We start from the raw sequence: 21,467 nt of genomic DNA, 5'->3' as shown, positions 1-21,467 counted from the left end.
TGTCCAACAGTCGGACGGTGATCCCGGGCGACGCGAGCTCGGCACCCGGCTCGTCCGCCAGCAGCCGCGACAGCGGCAGCCCGAGCGTGTTCGCCAGGGCGTACAGCGTCGACAGGGTCGGGTTGCGGGTGCCGTTCTCGATCTCCGACAGCGATCCCTTGCCGATGCCGGCGCGGGTCGCGAGCGCGCCGACCGAGAGCCGGTGGGCGCGGCGCGCGGCCCGCACCCGCTCACCGACGGCGATCCGCAGGGTGTCAGTTTCCACTCGGCCACTCTAGGGTTCTGTATGTGGAACGCTCGTTGCTGCAGCCCGTGTCGGTCGGGATCGTGGCCGCCGTCGTCGGCGTCACCAGCTCGTTCGCGGTCGTACTGGCCGGGCTCACCGCCGCCGGGGCCGATCCGGCGCAGGCCTCGTCCGGGCTGGTGGTGCTCACCGCGCTGATGGGCCTGGCCACGTTCTGGCTGAGCCGGCGCTCCCGCCGTCCGATCACCGTCGCCTGGTCGACCCCGGGGGCCGCGCTCCTCGCCACCACCGGGGCGGTCGCCGGGGGCTGGCCGGCGGTGGTCGGCGCGTTCCTGCTCACCGGGGCGCTGATCGTCCTCACCGGATTGTGGGGCCGGCTCGGTAGCCTCGTCGGATCGATCCCGGCGCCGCTGGCCCAGGCGATGCTCGCCGGGGTCCTGCTGCCGCTCTGCCTGGCGCCGGTCCGGGCGCTGGCCGAGCAGCCGCTGTTGGTGGCCCCGATCGTCGTCGTCTGGGTGGTGCTGCAGCGGTTCGCGTCGCGCTGGGCCGCTCCCGCGGCGTTCGCGCTGGCGCTGGGCATCGTCGTGCTGCTGGCCGACGGCTGGTCCTGGCTGCAGCCGCCCACGCTGACGGTGACCGCGCCGTCGTTCTCGGTGGCGGCCGTGGTCGGCGTGGCGCTGCCGCTCTACGTGGTCACGATGGCCTCGCAGAACCTGCCCGGCGTCGCCGTGCTGAGCGCCGCCGGCTACCCGGTGCCGTGGCGGCAGGCGATGGTGGTCACCGGCGCCGGGACGATGCTCGGTGCCACCGCCGGTGCGCACACGATCAACCTGGCCGCGATCACCGCCGCGCTGCCCGCCTCACCCGAGGCGCATCCGGACCCGGCCCGGCGCTGGATCGCCTCGCAGGCCAACGGCATCACCTGCCTGGTGCTGGCACCGCTCGCGACGACCCTGGCCGCGCTGGTCGCGGCCGCGCCGCCCGGGGTGATCGAGTCCGTCGCGGGGCTGGCGCTGCTGGGGACGTTCGCGGCCGCGGTGACGGGGGCGATGGCGGTACCGGCGGGCGCCGAGGCGGATCCGGCGGCCCGGGTGCCGGCCGCGATGGCGTTCCTGTTCGCCGCGGCGGGGTTCGCGATCGGCGGGATCGGCTCGGCGTTCTGGGGGCTGGCCGTGGGGATCGTGCTGCACCTGGTGCTGACGGCGCGCCGGGTCAGTGCCTGAACGACTCCACCCGCACCTCGTCGGTGGGCTCGAACCGCCCGGCGGCGGCCGTGATCAGCGCGACGGTCCGCGCGGACTGGCTGCAGCCGAAGCCGTACTTCGCGCGGACCCGGGCGTCGGCGATCTCCATGCAGGCCCGGCTGCGGTCCACGAAGTCCGCGACCGGGTACGACGTCCCGGCGGCGAGGTGCTCCTGCACCACCAGGGACGGCGAGTAGTAACTGACCTCGGTGCCGTCCGGCCAGCGGACGTCGAACATCATCTCGGGCACCTCCGGGACGCTAGGTGCCCGCGGTTACCCCGATGTTGCCCGCGAGGTCTTACAGGATGAACCCGAACAGCGGGCTGTCCGGCGGGATCTGCTCGATGTGCGGCGGAGCCTCCTCCATCCGCTTGAGCAGCGCCGGCAGGTCGTCCGGCGATCCCAGCTCCACCCCGACCAGCGCCGGGCCGGTCTCCCGGTTCGAGCGCTTCGTGTACTCGAACAGGGTGATGTCGTCGTCCGGGCCGAGTACGTCGTCGAGGAACCGGCGCAGCGCACCCGGCTCCTGCGGGAACTCCACCAGGAAGTAGTGCTTGCGGCCCTCGAACACCAGCGCGCGCTCGACGATGTCGGCGTAGCGGCTGACGTCGTTGTTCCCGCCGGACAGCAGGCACACGGTGGTCGCGTCGCGCGGGATGTCGAGCCGGTCCAGCGCGGCCGGGGACAGCGCGCCCGCGGGCTCGGCGATGATGCCGTCCGACTGGTAGAGCGCCAGCATCTCCACGCAGATCCGGCCCTCCGGCACCGCCACCAGCTCGATCCCGGACTCCCGGACGACGTCGAAGGTCGCGTCGCCGACCCGGCGCACCGCGGCGCCGTCGACGAACGGGTCCAGGGTGGCCAGCTCCACCGGCGATCCGGCGGCCACCGCCGCCGCCATGCTGGCGGCACCGGCCGGTTCGACGCCGACGATCCGGGTGCCCGGGGAGTGCTCACGCAGGTACGTGAGGGCCCCGGCGAGCAGCCCGCCGCCGCCGACCGGCACCACCAGCACGTCCGGCGGGTCCGCCAGCTGGCCGAGGATCTCGCGGACGATGGTGCCCTGCCCGGCCACCGTGCGGGGATCGTCGAACGCCGGGACCTGGGTCGCCCCGGTCGACTCGGCGTCCGCGCGGGCGGCCGCGGCGGCGTCGTCGTAGGTGTTGCCGACCACCCGGACCTCGACCGCGTCCCGGCCGAGGCGGGCGACCCGGTCGCGCTTCTGGCGTGGCGTCGTCCCCGGCAGGTAGACCCGCCCGCGCACACCGAGCCGCTGGCAGGCGAACGCGACGCCCTGGGCGTGGTTGCCCGCGCTCGCGCAGACGACGCCGGCTGCCCGGTCGGTCTCGGGCAGCTGGGCGATCAGGTTGTACGCACCGCGGATCTTGTACGAGCGGACCGGCTGCAGGTCCTCGCGTTTGAGCCACACCTCACCGCCGAGCGCGTCGGACAGCCGTGGGTTGAGCTGCAGCGGGGTCGGGCCGATCACGGCGCGCAGCCGGGCCGCCGCGTCGTCGACGTCCGCGGCGCTCACCCGGGTGCCGGGCGCAGGGGAGGTGCTGGGGTCCACGATCGATCAGCGTCTCACGCCCGCGCTGCCGGGTTCGCAGCAGGGAGTGCTCAGCCCAGCCGTACGGTGCAGCGTTCGGTCTCCGCCCGCCGATCCAGCGACTCGCCTGCGTTCACCACCTGGACCAGCGAGGCACCGGCGGCCAGCACCGCGAGCAGCCCGTCGCGCAGGCCCTCCGGCGAGTCCCAGGCGAGGGTGGACAGCACCCGCGCGCCCGGCGCCAGGTCCAGCGCGGCCGCCCGGGAGCCGGCGGCGTCGAGCACCTCGGCGCCGGTCGCGCCGTCCCAGGCCGCGGCGTCCCCGGGCACCGGGTCCCACGGCACGAAGTCGTCGCCGTGCACCCGCACCTCGCTCGCGAAGTCCAGCACCCCGGTGGGGAGCCCGGTCAGTCCGCGCCCGAACGCGTCCAGCGAGAACGCCACGATGGCGTCCGCGCCCGAGGCCAGCGCCGTGTCCAGCCGAGCGGCGTCGGCCAGCACCAGATCCGCGGTGGCGGGATTGCCGACCAGCTCGGCACCGCAGGACCACACCGCGAGCAGCGCCGCGGCACTCTGCCAGTGCGCGGGCAGCAGCACCGAGACCCGGCTGCCGGGCTCGACGTCGCACTCGTCACGCAGCAGGTTCGCGGCCTTGGCCGTCCAGTTCGCGGTGGTAGTGCCGGACAGCTCCATCCGCTCGCCGGTGGCGTCGTCGTAGTGGGTGAACAGCGGGCGGGCCGCGGACGCGCCGAGCGCCGGGCCGAGCAGGGCGTCGGTGAGGAACAGGCCGGAGCCGAAGACGGTGGTCATCGTGCGCCGACGCTACCCAGCACCGGGTGTCAGTCGATGCACGGCACCCCGCCGGCCGAGATCGGCGGGGTCGCGGGCGCCGGTGCGGGGGAGGGGCCGGAGCCGCCGGCCTGCGCGGCGCCCGCGGACGGCGAGGAGCCTCCGCCCGAGTAGTCCGCGCCGATCAGCACCTGGACCCGGCCCTGGCCGACGGCGTCGGACTGCTCGACCCCGATCCCGCCGAGTGCGTCGGCGACCCGCCGAGCCCCGGCGTCGCCGTCGGCCTGGCTGTAGCGGACGACCGAGGTGGTCCGGTCCGGCGCGTTGCCGATCTCACCGGGGGTGATGCCGTTCTGCCCGAGCACGCCGGCGACCCGGGCCGCGAGACCGGTGGTGCCGGACCCGTTGGCGACGTCGGCCACGACCGGTGTCGGTGCCGGGGCGGGCTCCGGCTCGGCGGCCGGCTGCGGCGTGGTGTGCCGGTCGACGAACTCCTGGACCTCGCGCGGGTCGACGACCAGCACGTCGCCGCTGCCGGTGTTCTTCGGGCCGCCGTTCGGGATCGTCAGGAAGTCCATCTGCCCGGCCGCGATCTGGGACGCCTCCTCGGCGAACCCGAGGATGTCCCAGCCGCTGTCGATGACCACCGACTTGTGCACGACGTCGATCAGTGCCGTCAGCTTCGTCGGGTCGGCGAGGGTGCCCGAGGACAGCACCTTGTTCGCCACCGCGGCGAGGAACACCTGCTGCCGGGTGATCCGGGACAGGTCCCCGCCGGCCAGGCCGTGCCGCTGCCGGACGAACGCCAGCGCATCGGCACCGGAGATGGTCTGCGGCCCGGCGGGCAGGTCGATACCGGAGAACGCGTCCCGGGCCGGGGCCTTGAGACAGACCTCGACACCGCCGATGGCCTGGGTGAGGTTGTAGAAGCCGAGCAGGTTGACCTCGGCGTAGTGGTCGATGCCGAGCCCGGTCAGGTCCTGGACGGCCCCGATCAGGGCCTGCCGGCCGGCCTGCGAGGACTCCTCGTCGATCCGCTTCGGGTCGGCGACGCCCTCGGCGACCAGGCGGGCCGCCGCCTGGGCCTTGGTCTGCGGGTACGCCGCGTTGATCTTGTTGCGGCCGAGCCCCTGGATCCGGACCTCGGAGTCGCGCGGCACCGAGAACGCCGTCGCACCGCCGCCGTCCGCCGGGACGTGCACGACGATGATCGTGTCCGAGTTGAGCACGCCGTCCTCGGCGCCGCTGCGCAGCTCGGCGAGCACCTCGTCGGGCAGCGGATCGCCTTGGGCGTCGGTGCGGCTGTCGACCCCGACCAGCAGGATGTTCTGCTCGCCGCCGGTCGAGCCGCCGAAGATCACGTTGGTGGTGGTGATGCCGCCGGTGACGTCCCGGTAGAGCGTCCAGACCGCGCCGGTCAGCAGCAGGGTCAGCACCGACATCGAGGCGACGCCGATCTGGAACCGGTGCAGCCAGCGCCGTCCGGCGGACGGCCGGGCGGGCTCCGGGCGGTCGGCGGGGCGGCCGCGCCGCGCGGGCCGCGAACGATCACCGGCCCGACGTGGGTCGCCCATGCTCGCCTCCCTCGCGTCGGTCCCGGCTGCCGATCGGGTTCAGGGTGCAGCATCGGGCGGCCCCCGGGGGGTGAAACGGTCTGCGTGTCGGCCCGGTCGCCCGGTTGCCCGATCCGGCACGGACTTGAGGGTGACGCTGCGGCACACCCCGTCGTCGCTGATCGGACGGCCGCTCGCCGTTCCGGACAGGGTCTCCCCGGTAGCGCGCTCGTCACACGGTGTGATGTTCGCGGCGCGATCGTGACGCCGCCGGGGCAGCGCCGCCGCGGTCTCGCTAGCGTGCCCGGTGTGCAGCCATCCGTGCGGACCTACGGCGACCGGGTCGCCGTCGTCACCGTGACCTACTCACCGGGACGCACCCTGGACGCCTTCCTGGACTCGTTGGCCGGTGCGACCACCCGGACCGACGTGCCGGTGATCCTGGCCGACAACGGCTCGATCGACGGGGCTCCGGAGCGGGCCGCCCGCGAGCGGGACGGGGTGCGGTTCCTGCCGATCGGCGAGAACGTCGGCTACGGCGCCGCGGCCAATCGCGGCGTCGCCGAGCTGGACGACTCCTTCGGCTGGGTGGTCGTCGCGAACCCGGACCTGGAGTGGGCCCCGGGCTCGCTGGACGTGCTGCTCGACGCCGGTGCGCGGCACCCGCGGGCAGGCGCGCTCGGGCCGCTGGTCCGGGAGCCCTCCGGTGCGGTCTACCCCTCGGCGCGGGAGGTCCCGTCGCTGCTCGCGGGTGCCGGGCACGCCGCGCTCGGGCCGGTCTGGCCGGGGAACCCGTGGACCACCGCCTACCGGCGCTCCCGCGAGGACCTGACCGAACGGGAGGCCGGCTGGCTGTCCGGATCGTGCCTGCTGCTGCGGCGCACCGCGTTCGACTCGGTCGACGGGTTCGACCCGCGCTACTTCATGTACTTCGAGGACGTCGACCTCGGTGAACGTCTCACCGGCGCCGGCTGGCGGAACGTCTACGTACCCTCGGCCGAGGTGACGCACGTGGGTGGCGTCTCCACCGGCAAGCCGGAGGTGTCCACCCGGATGCTCGCCGAGCACCACCGCAGCGCCTACCGCTACCTGGCGGACCGGCACCCGGGCCCGTCCCGCGCGCCGCTGCGGATCGCCGTCCGGGCCGGGCTCGCCGTCCGCTCGCGACTGGCGGCCCGTGCGGGCCGATGACGGTCGACACCAGACGGTCGAGACAACAGCTGTCGAGAGAACATCTGAGGGGGAACCGCGTTGCAGGACGTCGAGGCGGTCGTTCTGGTCGGGGGCAAGGGCACCCGGCTACGGCCACTGACCCTGTCGGCGCCCAAGCCGATGCTGCCCACCGCGGGGGTGCCGTTCCTGGCGCACCTGCTGTCCCGGATCCGCGAGGCGGGCATCCGGCGGGTGGTGCTGGGCACGAGCTACCTGGCCGAGACCTTCGAGGAGCACTTCGGGGACGGCTCCGCGCTGGGACTCGACCTGACCTACGTGACGGAGACCGAGCCGCTCGGTACCGGCGGCGGGATCCGGAATGTGGCCGCGAAGCTCTCCGCCGAACACATCATGATCTTCAACGGGGACGTGCTGGCCGGGACCGACCTGCGGGCCGTCGCGGACACCCACCGCAGCTCGCGTGCCGACGTCACGCTGCACCTGGTCCGGGTGCAGAACCCGCGCGCGTTCGGCTGCGTGCCGACCGACGAGAGCGGCCGCGTCCAGAAGTTCCTGGAGAAGACCGAGGACCCGCCCACCGATCAGATCAACGCCGGTTGCTACGTCTTCCGCCGCGAGGTCATCGACACCATCCCGGAGGGACGCCCGGTGTCGGTGGAGCGGGAGACGTTCCCGGACCTGCTGGCCTCCGGCGCACACGTGCAGGGACACGTCGACGTCGCCTACTGGCGGGACATGGGCACCCCCGGTGACCTCGTGCACGGCTCTGCGGACCTGGTCCGCGGGGTGGCGCCGTCGGCGGCGCTGCCCGGCCCGACCGGCGAGGCGATGATCCTCGACGGCGCCGAGGTGGCGTCCGACGCGCTGGTGTTCGGCGGTTCGACGGTCGGCCGCGGCGCCCGGATCGGTTCCGGCGCGAAGATCGAGGGCTCGATGCTGTTCGACGGCGCCGTGGTCGCCGCCGGTGCGGTCGTGGAGAACTCGGTGATCGGCGCCGGGGCCGTCGTCGAGGAGGGCGCCAGCGTGCGGGACACCGTGGTGGGCGACCGCGCGGTGATCGGCGCGCACTGCGAGCTCCGGCACAACCTGCGGATCTGGCCGGACGTGACGCTCCCGCCGCACGGGATCCGGTTCTCACCCGACGTGTGAACCCCGGCTGAGTCCCGGCCGTGACGATGCGAGACCGCGAATGGCAGCCCCCGTACCCGCTCGACCTGTACGGGGTGCTGTCGCCGCTGCGCCGCGGCCGGGGTGACCCGACCTGGCGGACGGCGAGCGACGGCGCCGTGATCTGGCGGGTGAGCAGCACGCCGGACGGCCCGGCCACCGTGGCCTATCGGCGCCGGGCGGGCGGCCCGGTGCGGGCCACCGGCTGGGGGCCCGGCGCGGGGTGGGAGATCGGCCGGCTGCCGTCGCTGCTGGGCGGCGACGACGATCCGTCGGTGTTCGTCGCGCACCATCCGCTGGTCGCCGACGCGGTCCGGCGGATGCCGGGGCTGCGCCTCGGCTCGTCCGGCCGGGTCTGGGACGCGCTCCTCCCGGCGGTGCTGGAGCAGAAGGTGACCGGCACCGAGGCCCGGCGCTCGTTCCGCGAGCTGGCCCGGCGCTTCGGCGACCCGGCACCCGGGCCGCCCGACGTGGTGCCGGAGGGGATGCGGGTGCCGCCGACCCCGCAGCAGGTGCGGGCGATCCCGGACTGGGAGTGGCACCGCGCCGGTGTCGATCACGCGCGGCGTTCGGCGATCCTGCACGCCGCGGTCGTCGCGCACCGGCTGGAGGCGGCTGCCGAGCTGGGCGGGGAGCAGGGGCGGGTGTTGCTGCGCCGGGTCCGCGGGATCGGGGTGTGGACCGCCGCGGAGATCGCCCAGCGGGTGTGGGGTGATCCGGACGCGGTGAGCTTCGGCGACTTCCACATCCCGAACACGGTCGGCCACGCGCTGCTCGGCCACGATCTCGACGACGCAGGCCTGCTCGAGGTGCTCGCGCCCTATGCCGGGCAGCGCCAGCGGGCGGTCCGCTACATCGAGTCGTCGGGGTTCCGGCGGCCCCGGTTCGGGCCCAGATTCTCCCCGCGCGACTACCGCACCCTGTGACCGCCGTAGGGTCGCGCGGGTGAAGGTCACCGTACTGGTCGGAGGGGTCGGCGGGGCCCGCTTCCTGCAAGGCGTGAAGGCGGCGCTCGGCCTGCCCGCAACCGGCCCCGCGCCCGAGGGCCACCCGCACGAGATCGACGCGATCGTCAACGTCGGCGACGACATCTGGCTGCACGGCCTGCGGGTCTGTCCGGACCTGGACACCTGCATGTACACCCTCGGTGGCGGTATCGACACCGAGAAGGGCTGGGGCCGCGCGGACGAGACCTGGTCGATCGCCGGGGAGCTCGCCGCCTACGAGGCCGACCCGACCTGGTTCGGGCTGGGCGACCGGGACGTCGCCACCCACCTCGTCCGGACCCGGATGCTGCGCGCCGGCTACCCGCTCTCCCAGATCACCGAGGCGCTCTGCCACCGCTGGCAGCCGGGCGTGCGGCTGATCCCGGCCTCCGACGACCGGGTCGAGACGCACGTCGTGATCGACAACCCGGAGGCCACCGACGCCGAGGACTCGGCTCCGCAGGTGGCGATCCACTTCCAGGAGTGGTGGATCAAGCACCGGGCCGCGCCGAAGGCGTACCGGTTCGCCTCGGTCGGGGCCGACCAGGCCGCGATCGCGCCGGACGCACGGGCCGCGATCGCCGGGGCCGACGTGGTGCTGGTGGCCCCGTCGAACCCGGTGGTGAGCATCGGGACGATCGTGTCGGTCCCGGGTGTCCCACAGGCGCTCGCGTCGACCCCGGCGCCGATCGTCGGGCTGTCGCCGATCGTCGGCGGCCGCCCGGTGCGCGGGATGGCCGACGCCTGCCTGAGCGCGATCGGCGTCGAGACCAGCGCCGAGGGCGTCGGACGGCACTACGGCGGGCGCGGCGAGGGCGGCCTGCTCGACGGCTACCTGGTGCACACCGGCGACAGCGCCACCGTGCCCGGCGCGACCGTCCGCGAGGTCCCGCTGCTGATGACCGACGTCGAGGCGACCGCGGCGATGGCCCGCGCGGCGTTCGAGGTGGCCGGCCGTGACGTCTGAGCAGATCCCCGACCACGCCGCGGCCGGGCTGGAGATCCGCCCGGTGCACGGCCTGCCCGAGTTCCGTCCGGGCGACGACCTCACCGGCGCGCTCGCGCAGGCACTGCCGTGGCTGCGTGACGGTGATGTCGTCGTCGTCACCAGCAAGGTCTTCTCGAAGGTGGAGGGCAGGCTGGTCCCGGCCCCCGCCGACGAGGAGGAACGCGACGCGCTGCGCCGCAGGCTGGTCGACTCCGAGACCGAGCGGGTGCTGGCCCGCCGCGGGAAGACGCTGATCGTCGCCGGGAAGCTCGGCATCGTGCAGGCCGCTGCCGGGATCGACGGGTCGAACGTGCGCCGCGACGAGCTGGCGCTGCTCCCTGCCGATCCGGACGCCTCGGCCGCCACGCTGCGGGCCGGGCTGCGGGACCGGCTCGGGGTGGACGTCGGCGTCGTCGTCACCGACACCCTGGGCCGGACCTGGCGGATCGGGCAGACCGATGTCGCGATCGGCTCGTCGGGTGTCCCGGTGCTGCACCGCTACGGCGGCGCCGTCGACGCCCAGGGCAACGACCTGCTGGTCACCGAGATCGCACTGGCCGACGAGCTCGCCGCGGCCGCCGACCTGGTCAAGGGCAAGCTCGGTGCGGTGCCGGTGGCGGTCGTCCGCGGGATGACGGTGACCGACGACGGCTCGGTCGCCCGTGACCTGATCCGCCCGATCGAGGACGACCTGTTCTCCCTCGGCACCTCCGAGGCGCTCGCCCGCGGCCGCCGGGAGGCGGTCCTGATGCGCCGCAGCACCCGGGACTTCGCCGACGAGCCGGTGGACGCCGACGCGCTGCGCCGCGCCGTCGGGGTCGCGCTGACCGCGCCCGCCCCGCACCACAGCACCCCGTTCCGGTTCGTGTGGCTGCGCGATCCCGGCCGCCGGAGCGCGGTGCTGGACGCGCTGCGCGAGCGCTGGCGGGCCGACCTGGCGGGCGACGGGCGTCCGTCCGACGAGATCGAGCGCAGGCTCGCCCGCGGCGACCTGCTGCGCCGGGCGCCCGAGCTGGTGCTGGCCTTCCGCAGCCGCGAGGGCATGCAGGACTACCCGGACGCGGCCCGCACGGCCGCCGAACGGGACATGTTCGGCGTCGCGGGCGGTGCCGCGGTGCAGGCGCTGCTGGTGGCGCTGGCGGCCGAGGGACTGGCGTCCTGCTGGGTCGGGTCGACGATCTTCGCCCCGGACCTCGCCTGCTCCGTGCTCGGCCTGCCGGCGGACTGGGAGGCGCTCGGCGCGGTCGCGGTCGGGATGCCGGCGCAACCGCTCGTCGCGCGGGAGCCGCGGGACACCGCCGACGGTCTGCTGGAGCTGTAGCGATGGTGGCACCTGCGACGGCGGCCCGTGAGCTGGCCGACTGGACCCCGCCGGACGAGGCGCAGCGGGCGCTGCGGTACGCGCTGCTGGCGTTCCTGGACGCCCGCCCGGCCGACGCCTGCGACCGCTCCTGCATCCCGGGCCACCTGACGGCCTCCGCGCTCGTCCTCGACGCGGCGGGCGAGCACACGCTGCTCACCCTGCACCCGCGGGTGGGCCGCTGGATCCAGCTCGGCGGGCACTGTGAGCCCGGCGACGTGTCGCTGCGCGCGGCGGCCCTGCGCGAGGCGACCGAGGAATCCGGGATGGACGGCCTGGAGATCGGCGAGCATCCGCTGCACGTCGACGTCCATCCGGTCACCTGTTCGGGTGGACATCCCACCCGGCATCTCGACGTGCGCTATCTGGTCCGGGCCCCGGCCGGTGCGCAGCCGCGGATCAGCGACGAATCGCTGGATCTGCGCTGGTGGCCGGTGCATGCGCTGCCCGCCGACAGCGACACCGTGCCCACGATGGTCGCCGCCGCCGGGGGAGCGGTCAGAGGTTCCGCCAGAAGAACAGCGCGCTGAACCCCTGCATGGCCAGCCGGGCGTCGCCACCGGCCAGCGAGTAGAGGATCTGGGTGCCCGCGAAGAACAGCGCGCTGACCCCCGGCACGAACAGCAGCACGCCGAGCAGCGCCAGCGGCGCCCACGGCCGCACCTTCTCGCCGAACCGCTGGGCGGGCGCCGACAGGTAGGGCTCGAGCGCGCCCCACCCGTCCAGGCCGGGGACCGGGAGCATGTTCAGCACGAACGCGACGACCTGGAACAACGCCAGCGCCGACAGTCCGGCGGCGACCGGTGTCGGCATCCCGGGGAACAGCGCGACGACGGCGATCAACAGGAAGCCGACGAGCAGGTTCGCGGCCGGCCCGGCCAGTGACACCCCGGTCCGCCAGGCCCGTGACCGCAGCGCCCACTGGTTGATCCAGACCGCGCCCCCGGGCAGCGGCAGGCCCCCGATCAGCAGGATGATCAGCGGCAGGACCAGCGACAGTCCTGGATCGGTGTAGCGGCGGATGTCGAGGGTCAGGTAGCCCTTCATCGCGACCGAGGTGTCGCCGCCCCTGTAGGCGGTGATCGCGTGCCCGAACTCGTGCAGGCACAGCGAGACGACCCAGCCGGCCAGCACGATCACGAAGACGCCGGCGATCGCCAGCGCCTCCGATCCGGCCGGGACCGCGGCGGCCGCCAGCACGACGCCGAACAGGGTGATGCCGACGAGCAGGAGGAACCACGGGCTGATACGGCGGGTCAGGGAGGGCACGTACCCATCCTCCCGAACCCACCAAACAGACGCGCGTGGGGCTTCACTCGTTCGGCAGAGCCGGCTTGCACAGAGCGAATGTCGACGCTGTACTTACAGTGGTGTCATTCGCCGGTGTGTTGCGGGGAGGTGGGCGAGTGGACGACGTCGAGGGGTTCATGCGGATGCTGCGGCCGGCGGAAGCCGGGCCGGGGGCCGAGCAGCCGGTCGTGGAGGATCACGATCGGGTCGCGCAGGTTCTGGACCTGAAAGGCCTGCTGGACGAGGTACCCGGGGACGAGGTTCCCGACTGGCAGGAGCGCGCGCTCTGCGCGCAGACCGACCCGGAGGCGTTCTTCCCGGAGAAGGGCGGATCCACCCGGGAGGCGAAGCGGATCTGCTCCGGCTGCGAGGTCCGGGCCGAGTGCCTGGAGTACGCGCTGGCGCAGGACGAGCGGTTCGGCATCTGGGGCGGGCTCTCCGAGCGTGAACGGCGCCGGCTGCGCCGCGCCGCGGTCTGAGTCGTATCCGGCGGCCCGGGTCACCGATGGTGACCCGGGCCGCTGTGTGTCGGTTGCCGCTGTGTGTCAGTTGCCGTCGACCGCGTCCGGCTCGATGTTGAGATACTCCGCGACCTGCTCGACCAGCACCTCGTGCACCAGATCGGCCAGGTCCTCGCCGTTGCGCGCGCGGGCCTCCAGCGGCCGGCGGTAGAGCACGATCCGGGCCCGGGTCGGGATACCCGCCGGGTCCACCCCGGCCGGCACCAGATGCGCCAGCGGGACGCCCACGTCGGCCAGCACCCCGGTGCCCCAGACCACCTCGTCGGGTGAGGTCCGGTCCACGCTCGGCACGTCGTCGACGGCCAGATCGAGATCGGCCAGCTCCGGCCCCCAGCGGGCCTCGATCGGCTCCAGCGCCTCCAGTACCTTCGCGTCGAACCGTTCGGCGCGGGTGCGGAAGGCCGGCGTCGACACCGGATACATCAGTCCGCGCAGGCCCCGGCCGCGGCGGTCCCGGCGACGTGGGGTGCGGCGGAGCAGGCGATGGGCGGTGGACACCGATCCAGTCTAGGCCCCGCCGAGGCGACCGCGGAGCGGCGACGGGCCGCCGTACACCGAGCGGGGTGCGAGTCGCAGTGCGGCGGAGGCGGGCATACGGGCTATCGTCCCCCGTGTGTTGAGTGTGCGGAGATGTTCACGGACGGGCTGCACCGAGCTCGCCGTCGCCACGCTCACCTACGTCTACGCCGATTCCACCGCCGTCGTCGGGCCGCTGGCGACCCAGGCCGAACCGCACTCCTACGACCTGTGTACCGGGCACGCGCACAACCTGACCGCTCCGCGCGGCTGGGAGGTGGTCCGGTTCGAGGGCGAGTTCGCCCCGCCCCAGCACACCGGCGAGGACCTCACCGCGTTGGCCGACGCGGTCCGCGAGGCGGGCCGGCTGGACCGGCCGGTCGAGGTGGTCGCCCGGCCCGGCGGGACCGGCCGGAGGGGGCACCTGCGGGTGCTCCCGACCCCCGACGAGGACACCGCGGACTGAGCCGTGCGGGCGGACCGGAGACCTGCGGGGACCGGTGGATCGCCTGCGATAGGGTCAGTCGTCGTGCCTGACCTCTCGGCGATCGTGAAGGCTTACGACATTCGTGGTGTCGTCGGCGACCAGCTCGACGAACCCACGGCCCGTGCCCTCGGCGCGGCGACCGCGCGGCTGGTCGCGGCGGACCGCACGGCCCCTTCCGCGGTGGTCGTCGGTCGCGACATGCGGGACAGCTCACCCGCGCTGGCCGCCGCGTTCGCCGACGGTGTGACCGGCCAAGGGCTCGACGTCGTCGACATCGGGCTGGCCAGCACCGACATGCTCTACTTCGCCTCCGGCTCGCTGGACCTGCCAGGCGCCATGTTCACCGCCAGCCACAATCCGGCCCGCTACAACGGGATCAAGCTCTGCCGGGCCGGTGCGGTGCCGATCGGGCAGGACAGCGGGCTGACGACCATCCGCGACGACGCCGCGCGGCTGCTGGCCGACGGGATCACCCCGGTCGCGGCCGTCGGCACCGTCCGCTCCGAGGACATGCTCGCCGGATACGCGGCCTACCTGCGCTCGCTGGTCGACCTCTCCTCGCTGGACGCCGGACCCGAGCTCGTCGTGGTCGTCGACGCGGGCAACGGGATGGGCGGGCACACCGTCCCGACCGTGTTCGACGGGCTGAACGTCCGGCTGGTGCCGCTGTACTTCGAGCTCGACGGCACCTTCCCGAACCACGAGGCGAACCCGCTGGAGCCGGCGAACCTGGTCGACCTGCAGAAGCTCGTCGTCGCCGAGGGCGCCGACCTGGGCCTGGCGTTCGACGGGGACGCCGATCGCTGCTTCGCCGTCGACGAGCGCGGTGAGGCGGTCAGCCCGAGCGCCATCACCGGCCTGGTCGCGGTCCGCGAGCTGGGCCGGGCGCGGGCCGCCGGCGAGTCCGGCGCCGCCGTGATCCACAACCTGATCACCTCCCGGGTGGTCCCCGAGCTGGTCGCCGAGCACGGTGGACGTCCGGTCCGGACCCGGGTCGGGCACTCGTTCATCAAGCAGACGATGGCCGAGACCGGCGCGGTGTTCGGCGGCGAGCACTCGGCGCACTACTACTTCCGGGACTTCTGGAAGGCCGACTCCGGGATGCTGGCCGCGCTGCACCTGCTGGCCGCGCTGGGCGAGCACCGGAGCGCGCAGCAGGGCGGCACGCTGTCCGGCCTGATGACCGCCTACGAGCGCTACGCGGCTTCCGGCGAGATCAACTCGACGGTCGCCGACCAGGCCGCGAAGGTCGCCGAGATCGAGGCGGCCTACGGCTCGCGGCCGGGGGTGGAGCTCGACCGGCTGGACGGCCTGACGGTCTCGCTGCCGGACGGATCGTGGTTCAACCTGCGGGCGTCGAACACCGAGCCGCTGTTGCGGCTGAACGTGGAGGCGCCCGACGACGCGGCGGTCCGCGACCTGGTGGACGAGGTACTGGCGGTCGTCCGCGCCTGAGATGCTGCGCACCCCGGGTGACCGTCGCACCGGGCGCCGGTACCCGGTCGGCTGCCGCGCGGCGCCGAGGGGTGGTGGCAGCATCGAGTTCAGACATGACGACGAGGAGAACCGTGGCCGTACAGCTCGACCCCCAGCTGCTCGAGATCCTGGCCTGCCCGTGCGCCGCGCACGCCCCGCTGCGCCCCGGTACCGCGGACGAGCCGGGTGCGGACGCGCTGACCTGTGCGTCCTGCGGCCGCTCGTTCCCGATCACCGACGGGATCCCGGTGCTCCTGCTGGACGAGGCGCTCCCGGGCACCGGTCCGGCGAGGGACGACGGGTGAACGGCGTGCTCGACGACACCCTGCTGGCCGATCCGGGCGAGCTGATCGCCCGGGACACGACCGGCGTGCTGCGGGCCGCCGCGACCGCGGGCGCCCAGGTCCGGTCCGCGGTGCATGCCTGCGACGAGGCCGGCCTGGGCCGGCTGCGCGGGCACCGGCCGCGGGCGCTGGTGCTGCTGCGCAGGCCCGGCGTGTCCGGTGCGGTGGCCGACCTGGTGACCGCGCTGCTCGGCGACCGCTGCCCGGTACCGGTGGTGCACGCCGCCGTGGTGCCGGGCTGGGTCGGGCCGCTGGACGTCGTCGTCGCGCACACCGCCGATCCGACCGATCCCGAGCTGGCCGAGTCGGTCGCGATCGCGGTGCGCCGTGGCGCCGAGGTGATCCTGTCCGCGCCGGACGCCGGGCCGGTCGCCCAGGCGGGGGCCGGGCGGGCCCGGCTGGTCGAGCCGCGGATCCCGCTGCCCGAGGGCCTCGGGTTCGCCCAGGCGCTGGCGGTCGCGCTGGTGACGGTCACCGAGCTGGAGCTGATCACGCCGGCGCCGGCCGCCGGGCTGGAGGCGCTCGCCGACGCCCTGGACGCCGAGGCGGAGCGGAACCAGCCCGGCCACGAGCCGTTCGTGAACCCGGCGAAGTCGCTGGCGATGCGACTGGCCGAGCGCACACCGCTGCTGTGGGGGGTCGATCCGGCCGCCGCGGCGGTGGCCCGGCAGGGCGCGACCGCGCTGGCCGCGCACGCCGGCGTCGTGGCGCACGCCGCCGATCTCGGCCAGGCCGGGACGCTTGCCGGGCTGCGGGTGGCGGTGGACCTCTCGGAGCGCTCGGCCGGGGTGTTCCACGACCCGTTCGACGACGCCGATCCGGACCGCGACACGGCCCCCGCACCCCGGCTGGTGCTGCTCGGCACCGGCGAGGAGGATCCGCAGGCCGTCAGCAGGCGGACACTGGGCCGGGAATGGCCGAACGCCGACGTCGCCCATCCGGTCGAGGAGGTACCGCGCGGCACCCGCGACGCCGTCCTGCTCCGGGCGGCCGTGCTGGCGTTGCGCGCCGACATCGCCGCCGTCTACCTGGGCCTGGCCGGCCGGGCCACGCTCACCACCTGACACACCCGCGAACAGCTGACACCGGGAGACCCGTGGAACTGCTGGAGAACCCGATCCGGACCTACGCCTGGGGGTCGCGGACCGTCATCGCCGACCTGATCGGCGGGCCGGTTCCGTCCCCGCACCCGCAGGCGGAGCTGTGGCTCGGCGCGCACCCGGCCGCACCGTCGACGGTGGGCGGTCCCGCCGCGCGACGCCCGCTGCACGAGCTCATCGGCCAGGACACGGTGGCCGCGCTCGGCCCCGGCCGGGAGCGGTGGGCCGGGCGGCTGCCGTTCCTGCTGAAGGTGCTCGCCGCCGAGGAGCCACTGAGCCTGCAGGCGCACCCGAGCCTGGAGCAGGCCCGGGAGGGATGGGCCAGGGAGAACGCTGCGGGCATCGCGGTGGACGCGCCGAACCGCAACTACCGCGACCCCAACCACAAGCCCGAGCTGCTCTGCGCGCTCACCGAGTTCGACGCGCTGGTCGGTTTCCGGGAGCCGTCCCGCACGGTCGAGCTGCTGCGCGCGCTCGACGTGCCCGAGCTGGCGTCCTACACCGAGCTGCTCGCCGGACAGCCCTGCTCGGACGGCCTGCGCGCGCTGTTCACGACCTGGATCACGCTGCCGCAGTCGGTGCTCGACGGCCTGGTCCCGGCCCTGCAGGAGGGCGCCGTGCGGCTGCTGGCCGCCCGGTCCGGCGACGGCGAACGGTTCGCCGCCGAGGCCCGGACGCTGCTGGACCTCTCCGAGCGCTACCCCGACGACGCGGGCGTGCTGGCCGCGCTGCTGCTCAACCGGATCACCCTGCAGCCCGGCGAGGCGCTGTACCTGCCCGCCGGGAACCTGCACGCGTACCTGTCGGGCGCCGGCATGGAGCTGATGGCGAACTCGGACAACGTGCTGCGCGGTGGCCTGACCCCGAAGCACGTCGACGTTCCCGAGCTGCTGCGGGTGCTGGACTTCGCGGCACCGCCGCCGCCGGTGCGCCCCGCACGGCCGGATCCTGGAACCGACGGCTGGCACCGCTACGACGTCGGGGTACAGGAGTTCCTGCTGCGCCGCGCGGACACCGGTGGCCGGGACAAGCTCGACGTCCCCGGGGTGGGAGCCCGGATCCTGCTCTGCACCTCGGGCAGCGCCGCGCTCGAGGCGCACGGCGAGGTGCTGGAGCTGCCCCGGGGCGGGTCGGTGTACCTGGCCGCGGCCGATGCCGGCGCCGTGCTCACCACGGGCGACGACGGTGCCACCGTCTTCCTCGCGAGCGACGGCCTGTAGCTCAGTAGGTGTCCGGTGCCCGGTGGTGCTCGAAGATCAGTGAGGTCCGGGTGCCGGCGACCTCGGTCCAGGAGTTGAGCGCGCCGACCAGCTCGCGCAGCGCCACCGTGTCGGCGGTGGCGACCCGGATCATGTAGTCGTCGTCGCCGGCCAGGAAGTACACGTCGCGCACCGCGGGCAGCCCGGACGCCCGGGCGACGAACTCGTCCAGCCGGTCCCTGGCGTCGGCCTGCAGCCGGACCGAGATCATCGCCTGCAGCGGGTTGCCGGTGGCGGCCGGATCGACGTCGGCGTGGTATCCGCGGATCACCCCGCGCTCGCGCAGTGCCCGGATCCGGCCCAGGCAGGTGGAGGGCGCGATCCCGACGGCGGTGGCGAGCGCGTTGTTCGGGGTGCGGGCGTCGTGTTCCAGCAGCCGCAGCAGCGCGCGATCCACGGCGTCGAGTCGAACGTCATTCGGCCAGGCCGCCCGACGGAGGGACTCGACTGAAGAATCTTCACTCACGTCGGCTGCTCCAAGAATCTTCGTCGTAGTTGTTGGCAGCCTACCGCTTCTTCTTCACCATTTACCGCAGTCGAGGTGAGGAGCAAGACATGCGCGTCGCAGTGCCGAAGGAGACCAAGGACAACGAGTTCCGGGTCGCACTGACCCCCGCCGGGGTGCACGAACTGGTCCGGCGCGGGCACGAGGTCGTCGTCGAACACGACGCCGGTGCCGGCTCCGCGATCGCGGACGCGGACTACAAGGAGGCCGGAGCGCAGATCCTCGCCGGCGCCGCCGAGGTGTGGGACGCCGCCGAGCTGCTGCTCAAGGTGAAGGAACCGATCGAGTCCGAGTACGGCTTCCTGCGGCCCGACCTGACCCTGTTCACCTACCTGCACCTGGCCGCGTCCCGGTCGTGCACCGATGCGCTGCTCGCCGGGGGCGCCACGTCGATCGCCTACGAGACGGTGCGGACCGAGGACGGCAGGCTGCCGCTGCTCGCCCCGATGAGCGAGGTCGCGGGCCGGCTGGCACCGCAGGCCGGCGCCTACCACCTGATGCGCTCGGCCGGCGGCCGCGGCGTGCTGATGGGCGGCGTCCCGGGGGCTCCCGGGGCCGATGTCGTCGTGCTGGGTGCGGGGGTCGCGGGTGCGAACGCGATCGCCGTCGCGGCCGGCATGCAGGCCCGGGTGACCGTCCTGGACATCGACGTCGACAAGCTCCGCGCGATCGACGACCGCTACGCGGGCCGGGTCCGCACGGTGTACTCGACCGAGCTCGCCGTGCGCGAGGCCGTGACGCAGGCCGATCTCGTGATCGGCGCGGTGCTGGTGCCCGGCGCGAAGGCGCCGACCCTGGTCCCGAACGAGCTGGTCGCCCGGATGCGCCCGGGTGCCGTGCTGGTCGACGTCGCGATCGACCAGGGTGGGTGCTTCGAGGACTCGCGCCCGACCACGCACGCCGACCCGACCTACCCGGTACACGGGACCGTCTTCTACTGCGTCGCGAACATGCCCGGTGCGGTGCCGCACACCTCCACCCGGGCGCTGACCAACGCCACGCTGCCCTACCTGCTGCGGCTGGCCGACGAGGGCTGGGAGGCCGCGACGGCCGCCGACCCGGTGCTCGCCGCGGGCCTGTCCACGCATCGGGGCGAGCTGCTCTCCGCCGAGGTCGCCGCCGCGCACGGGCTGCCGCTCGGGAGTCGATGACCCCGGTCGGGGCATCGTTCCCGCAGGTCAGGGGACAAATGCGACATTCCGCCACGCAATCTCATTGTGACCTTAAATCTGGGTCCCGATGCGTGACGCAAGGCTGTCCGCGGTCGTAACTTCACCGCCCATGACGGTCACGAGCCGTGGTGGCGGGATGTTCCGCACCAAGACGGTCGAGCAGTCCATCCGGGACACCGACGAACCGAGCACCCGGCTCAAGAAGGACCTCGGGACGATCGACCTGATCGTCTTCGGCGTCGCGGTGGTCATCGGCGCCGGCATCTTCACCCTCGCCGCGAGTACGGCGGGCAACATCGCCGGGCCGGCGGTGTCGCTGTCGTTCGTGCTGGCCGCGGTCGCCTGCGGCCTGGCGGCGCTCTGCTACGCCGAGTTCGCCTCCACCGTGCCGGTCGCGGGCAGCGCCTACACGTTCTCCTACGCCACCTTCGGCGAGTTCATCGCCTGGATCATCGGCTGGGACCTGGTGCTGGAGTTCGCGGTCGGCTCGGCGTACGTGTCGAAGGGCTGGTCGGAGTACCTGTCCCAGACACTCGGGCTGCTCGGCGCCGACGTGTCGACGTCGTTCGACCTCGGCGGGTTCTTCTCCTTCGACTGGGGCGCGCTGCTGCTCGTCGTCGCGCTGGCGTTCCTGCTCTACCGCGGCACGAAGCTCTCCAGCCGGGTCAGCCTGGTGATCACCGCCATCAAGGTCCTGATCGTGCTGTTCGTGATCGTGCTCGGGCTGTTCTACGTCAACGCCGCGAACTACACCCCGTTCGTGCCCTCCCCGGAGTCCGGCACCACCGAGACCGGAACCGGCATCCAGCAGTCGCTGCTCTCGTTCTTCGGCGGCGCCTCGTCGAGCGTGTTCGGTGTCTACGGGGTGTTCGCCGCGGCTGCGATCGTGTTCTTCGCCTTCATCGGGTTCGACGCCGTCGCCACCACCGCGGAGGAGACGAAGAACCCGGCCAAGGCGCTCCCGCGGGGCATCCTCGGCTCGCTGGCCATCGTCACCGTGCTCTACGTCGCGGTCGCCCTGGTGATCACCGGGATGGTCCCGTACACCGAGCTGGCCACTCAGCCCGACGGCACCCGGGCCACCCTGGCCACCGCGTTCGCCTCGCTCGGCGTGGACTGGGCGGCGACGATCATCGCCCTCGGCGCGCTGCTCGGCCTCACCACCGTGGTCATGGTGCTGATGCTCGGCCAGATCCGGGTCATCTTCGCGATGTCCCGCGACGGCCTGCTCCCGACCGGCCTCGCGAAGACCAACAGGTTCGGCACCCCGGGGCGCGCCACCTGGCTGATCGGCACCGTGATCGCCCTGGTCGCGACCTTCTTCCCGGCCGACGACCTGGAGCAGATGGTCAACATCGGCACGCTGTTCGCGTTCGTGCTCGTCTCGGTCGGCGTGGTCATCCTGCGCCGCACCCGCCCGGACCTGCCGCGCGGCTTCCGCACGCCGCTGGTGCCACTGGTGCCCATCCTGGCGGTGCTCGCCTGCGTCTGGCTGATGCTGAACCTGTCGGTGGAGACCTGGCTGCGGTTCGTGCTCTGGATGATCATCGGTGTGGTGATCTACTTCGCGTACTCGCGGAAGAACTCGGTGCTCGGGCGGCGGGAGCGGGGCGAGCTCCCGGCGCAGGCGACCTCGGAGTAGGCCCGGGCCGGCGTGCCGCGAGGCGGACCGCCGCCGGCTGAGGCAGCCGGATTTCTCCGCGGACATCAGACACTGTCCGTGATCATCCGGTGGCAGTACGCT

At 73.8% G+C, this 21,467-nt stretch carries 22 protein-coding genes and 1 pseudogene; 15 read left to right on the top strand and 8 right to left on the bottom strand.

Annotated elements, in window-relative coordinates:
- Nucleotides 1-61: 61 nt before the first annotated feature.
- Nucleotides 62-226: pseudogene (locus Pdca_RS37190) on the bottom strand (helix-turn-helix domain-containing protein); the annotation flags it as partial.
- 62 nt (nucleotides 227-288) lie between these two features.
- Between Pdca_RS37190 and Pdca_RS27925 the strand changes: the two are divergent.
- Entirely contained in the window at nucleotides 289-1,467 is a 1,179-nt protein-coding gene (locus Pdca_RS27925; RefSeq protein WP_085914796.1) for a benzoate/H(+) symporter BenE family transporter, read from the top strand.
- Here Pdca_RS27925 and Pdca_RS27920 read toward each other — a convergent pair.
- The 4 genes from Pdca_RS27920 to Pdca_RS27905 form a co-directional block, all read right to left on the bottom strand.
- On the bottom strand, nucleotides 1,457-1,729 hold the full coding sequence (locus Pdca_RS27920; protein WP_232021735.1) for an MSMEG_0570 family nitrogen starvation response protein: 273 nt from the start codon (nucleotides 1,727-1,729) through the stop codon (nucleotides 1,457-1,459). The genes Pdca_RS27925 and Pdca_RS27920 overlap by 11 nt on opposite strands.
- Before the next feature lie 58 nt (nucleotides 1,730-1,787).
- The gene (gene ilvA, locus Pdca_RS27915; protein ID WP_085914794.1) at nucleotides 1,788-3,023 is read right to left on the bottom strand and encodes a threonine ammonia-lyase IlvA; all 1,236 of its coding nucleotides are present in this window, start codon (nucleotides 3,021-3,023) and stop codon (nucleotides 1,788-1,790) included.
- An 86-nt stretch (nucleotides 3,024-3,109) separates the two neighbouring features.
- Complete coding sequence (locus Pdca_RS27910; RefSeq protein ID WP_085914793.1) at nucleotides 3,110-3,847, bottom strand: TIGR03089 family protein; 738 nt, start codon at nucleotides 3,845-3,847, stop codon at nucleotides 3,110-3,112.
- 29 nt (nucleotides 3,848-3,876) lie between these two features.
- On the bottom strand, nucleotides 3,877-5,400 hold the full coding sequence (locus tag Pdca_RS27905; protein ID WP_085914792.1) for an LCP family protein: 1,524 nt from the start codon (nucleotides 5,398-5,400) through the stop codon (nucleotides 3,877-3,879).
- Nucleotides 5,401-5,688: 288 nt separating this feature from the next.
- On the opposite strand from Pdca_RS27905, the gene Pdca_RS27900 reads away from it, so the two are divergent.
- Genes Pdca_RS27900 through Pdca_RS27875 form a run of 6 tightly spaced genes read left to right on the top strand, consistent with a single transcriptional unit; the run spans nucleotide 5,689 to nucleotide 11,583 of the window.
- Nucleotides 5,689-6,570: a glycosyltransferase family 2 protein gene (locus Pdca_RS27900; protein WP_232021242.1), complete on the top strand. Its 882-nt coding sequence runs from the start codon at nucleotides 5,689-5,691 to the stop codon at nucleotides 6,568-6,570.
- Between the two features lie 60 nt (nucleotides 6,571-6,630).
- Nucleotides 6,631-7,701 carry a mannose-1-phosphate guanylyltransferase gene (manB, locus tag Pdca_RS27895; RefSeq protein ID WP_085914790.1) on the top strand — a complete coding sequence of 357 codons (1,071 nt, stop codon included), beginning with the start codon at nucleotides 6,631-6,633 and terminating at the stop codon, nucleotides 7,699-7,701.
- 26 nt (nucleotides 7,702-7,727) lie between these two features.
- On the top strand, nucleotides 7,728-8,645 hold the full coding sequence (locus Pdca_RS27890; RefSeq protein WP_085914855.1) for a DNA-3-methyladenine glycosylase family protein: 918 nt from the start codon (nucleotides 7,728-7,730) through the stop codon (nucleotides 8,643-8,645).
- A gap of 19 nt (nucleotides 8,646-8,664) precedes the next feature.
- Nucleotides 8,665-9,672, top strand: a complete 1,008-nt coding sequence (gene cofD / locus Pdca_RS27885; protein ID WP_085914789.1) for a 2-phospho-L-lactate transferase — start codon at nucleotides 8,665-8,667, stop codon at nucleotides 9,670-9,672.
- Nucleotides 9,662-11,014, top strand: coding sequence for a coenzyme F420-0:L-glutamate ligase (locus Pdca_RS27880; protein WP_373865529.1), 1,353 nt, complete (start codon nucleotides 9,662-9,664; stop codon nucleotides 11,012-11,014). Before cofD ends, Pdca_RS27880 begins: the two co-directional genes overlap by 11 nt.
- 2 nt (nucleotides 11,015-11,016) lie before the next feature.
- The gene (locus tag Pdca_RS27875; RefSeq protein WP_085914788.1) at nucleotides 11,017-11,583 is read left to right on the top strand and encodes an NUDIX hydrolase; all 567 of its coding nucleotides are present in this window, start codon (nucleotides 11,017-11,019) and stop codon (nucleotides 11,581-11,583) included.
- Here Pdca_RS27875 and Pdca_RS27870 read toward each other — a convergent pair.
- A complete protein-coding gene (locus Pdca_RS27870; RefSeq protein WP_085914787.1) occupies nucleotides 11,552-12,322 on the bottom strand; it encodes a site-2 protease family protein in 771 nt (256 codons plus the stop codon). The genes Pdca_RS27875 and Pdca_RS27870 overlap by 32 nt on opposite strands.
- A 164-nt stretch (nucleotides 12,323-12,486) precedes the next feature.
- Here Pdca_RS27870 and Pdca_RS27865 point away from each other — a divergent pair, with 164 nt between their 5' ends.
- Nucleotides 12,487-12,822: a WhiB family transcriptional regulator gene (locus Pdca_RS27865; protein ID WP_232021734.1), complete on the top strand. Its 336-nt coding sequence runs from the start codon at nucleotides 12,487-12,489 to the stop codon at nucleotides 12,820-12,822.
- A 66-nt stretch (nucleotides 12,823-12,888) separates the two neighbouring features.
- Here the strand turns inward: Pdca_RS27865 and Pdca_RS27860 are convergent, their stop codons facing one another.
- The gene (locus Pdca_RS27860) at nucleotides 12,889-13,362 is read right to left on the bottom strand and encodes a metallopeptidase family protein (RefSeq protein WP_085914786.1); all 474 of its coding nucleotides are present in this window, start codon (nucleotides 13,360-13,362) and stop codon (nucleotides 12,889-12,891) included.
- Nucleotides 13,363-13,486: 124 nt separating this feature from the next.
- Between Pdca_RS27860 and Pdca_RS27855 the strand changes: the two genes are divergently transcribed.
- The 5 genes from Pdca_RS27855 to manA all read left to right on the top strand — a co-directional run bounded on the left by Pdca_RS27855 (nucleotide 13,487) and on the right by manA (nucleotide 18,007).
- Complete coding sequence (locus Pdca_RS27855) at nucleotides 13,487-13,846, top strand: DUF3499 domain-containing protein (RefSeq protein WP_085914785.1); 360 nt, start codon at nucleotides 13,487-13,489, stop codon at nucleotides 13,844-13,846.
- Between the two features lie 63 nt (nucleotides 13,847-13,909).
- Nucleotides 13,910-15,322 carry a phosphomannomutase/phosphoglucomutase gene (locus Pdca_RS27850; protein ID WP_085914784.1) on the top strand — a complete coding sequence of 471 codons (1,413 nt, stop codon included), beginning with the start codon at nucleotides 13,910-13,912 and terminating at the stop codon, nucleotides 15,320-15,322.
- A gap of 113 nt (nucleotides 15,323-15,435) precedes the next feature.
- Nucleotides 15,436-15,648, top strand: a complete 213-nt coding sequence (locus Pdca_RS27845) for a Trm112 family protein (protein ID WP_085914783.1) — start codon at nucleotides 15,436-15,438, stop codon at nucleotides 15,646-15,648.
- Complete coding sequence (locus Pdca_RS27840) at nucleotides 15,645-16,751, top strand: SIS domain-containing protein (protein WP_085914782.1); 1,107 nt, start codon at nucleotides 15,645-15,647, stop codon at nucleotides 16,749-16,751. Before Pdca_RS27845 ends, Pdca_RS27840 begins: the two co-directional genes overlap by 4 nt.
- A gap of 32 nt (nucleotides 16,752-16,783) precedes the next feature.
- Nucleotides 16,784-18,007, top strand: a complete 1,224-nt coding sequence (gene manA, locus Pdca_RS27835; RefSeq protein ID WP_085914781.1) for a mannose-6-phosphate isomerase, class I — start codon at nucleotides 16,784-16,786, stop codon at nucleotides 18,005-18,007.
- Nucleotide 18,008: 1 nt separating this feature from the next.
- Here manA and Pdca_RS27830 read toward each other — a convergent pair whose 3' ends face one another.
- Complete coding sequence (locus tag Pdca_RS27830; RefSeq protein WP_232021240.1) at nucleotides 18,009-18,443, bottom strand: Lrp/AsnC family transcriptional regulator; 435 nt, start codon at nucleotides 18,441-18,443, stop codon at nucleotides 18,009-18,011.
- A gap of 158 nt (nucleotides 18,444-18,601) precedes the next feature.
- On the opposite strand from Pdca_RS27830, the gene ald reads away from it, so the two are divergent.
- On the top strand, nucleotides 18,602-19,702 hold the full coding sequence (gene ald, locus Pdca_RS27825) for an alanine dehydrogenase (protein WP_085914779.1): 1,101 nt from the start codon (nucleotides 18,602-18,604) through the stop codon (nucleotides 19,700-19,702).
- A gap of 130 nt (nucleotides 19,703-19,832) precedes the next feature.
- The gene (locus Pdca_RS27820) at nucleotides 19,833-21,365 is read left to right on the top strand and encodes an amino acid permease (RefSeq protein ID WP_085914778.1); all 1,533 of its coding nucleotides are present in this window, start codon (nucleotides 19,833-19,835) and stop codon (nucleotides 21,363-21,365) included.
- The last annotated feature ends 102 nt before the right edge of the window (nucleotides 21,366-21,467 follow it).

It is taken from the genome of Pseudonocardia autotrophica, assembly GCF_003945385.1.
In the GTDB taxonomy this organism is placed as follows: domain Bacteria; phylum Actinomycetota; class Actinomycetes; order Mycobacteriales; family Pseudonocardiaceae; genus Pseudonocardia; species Pseudonocardia autotrophica.
Note: the sequence above shows the minus strand (reverse complement) of the source record. Positions and strands in the feature narration are given on the sequence as shown.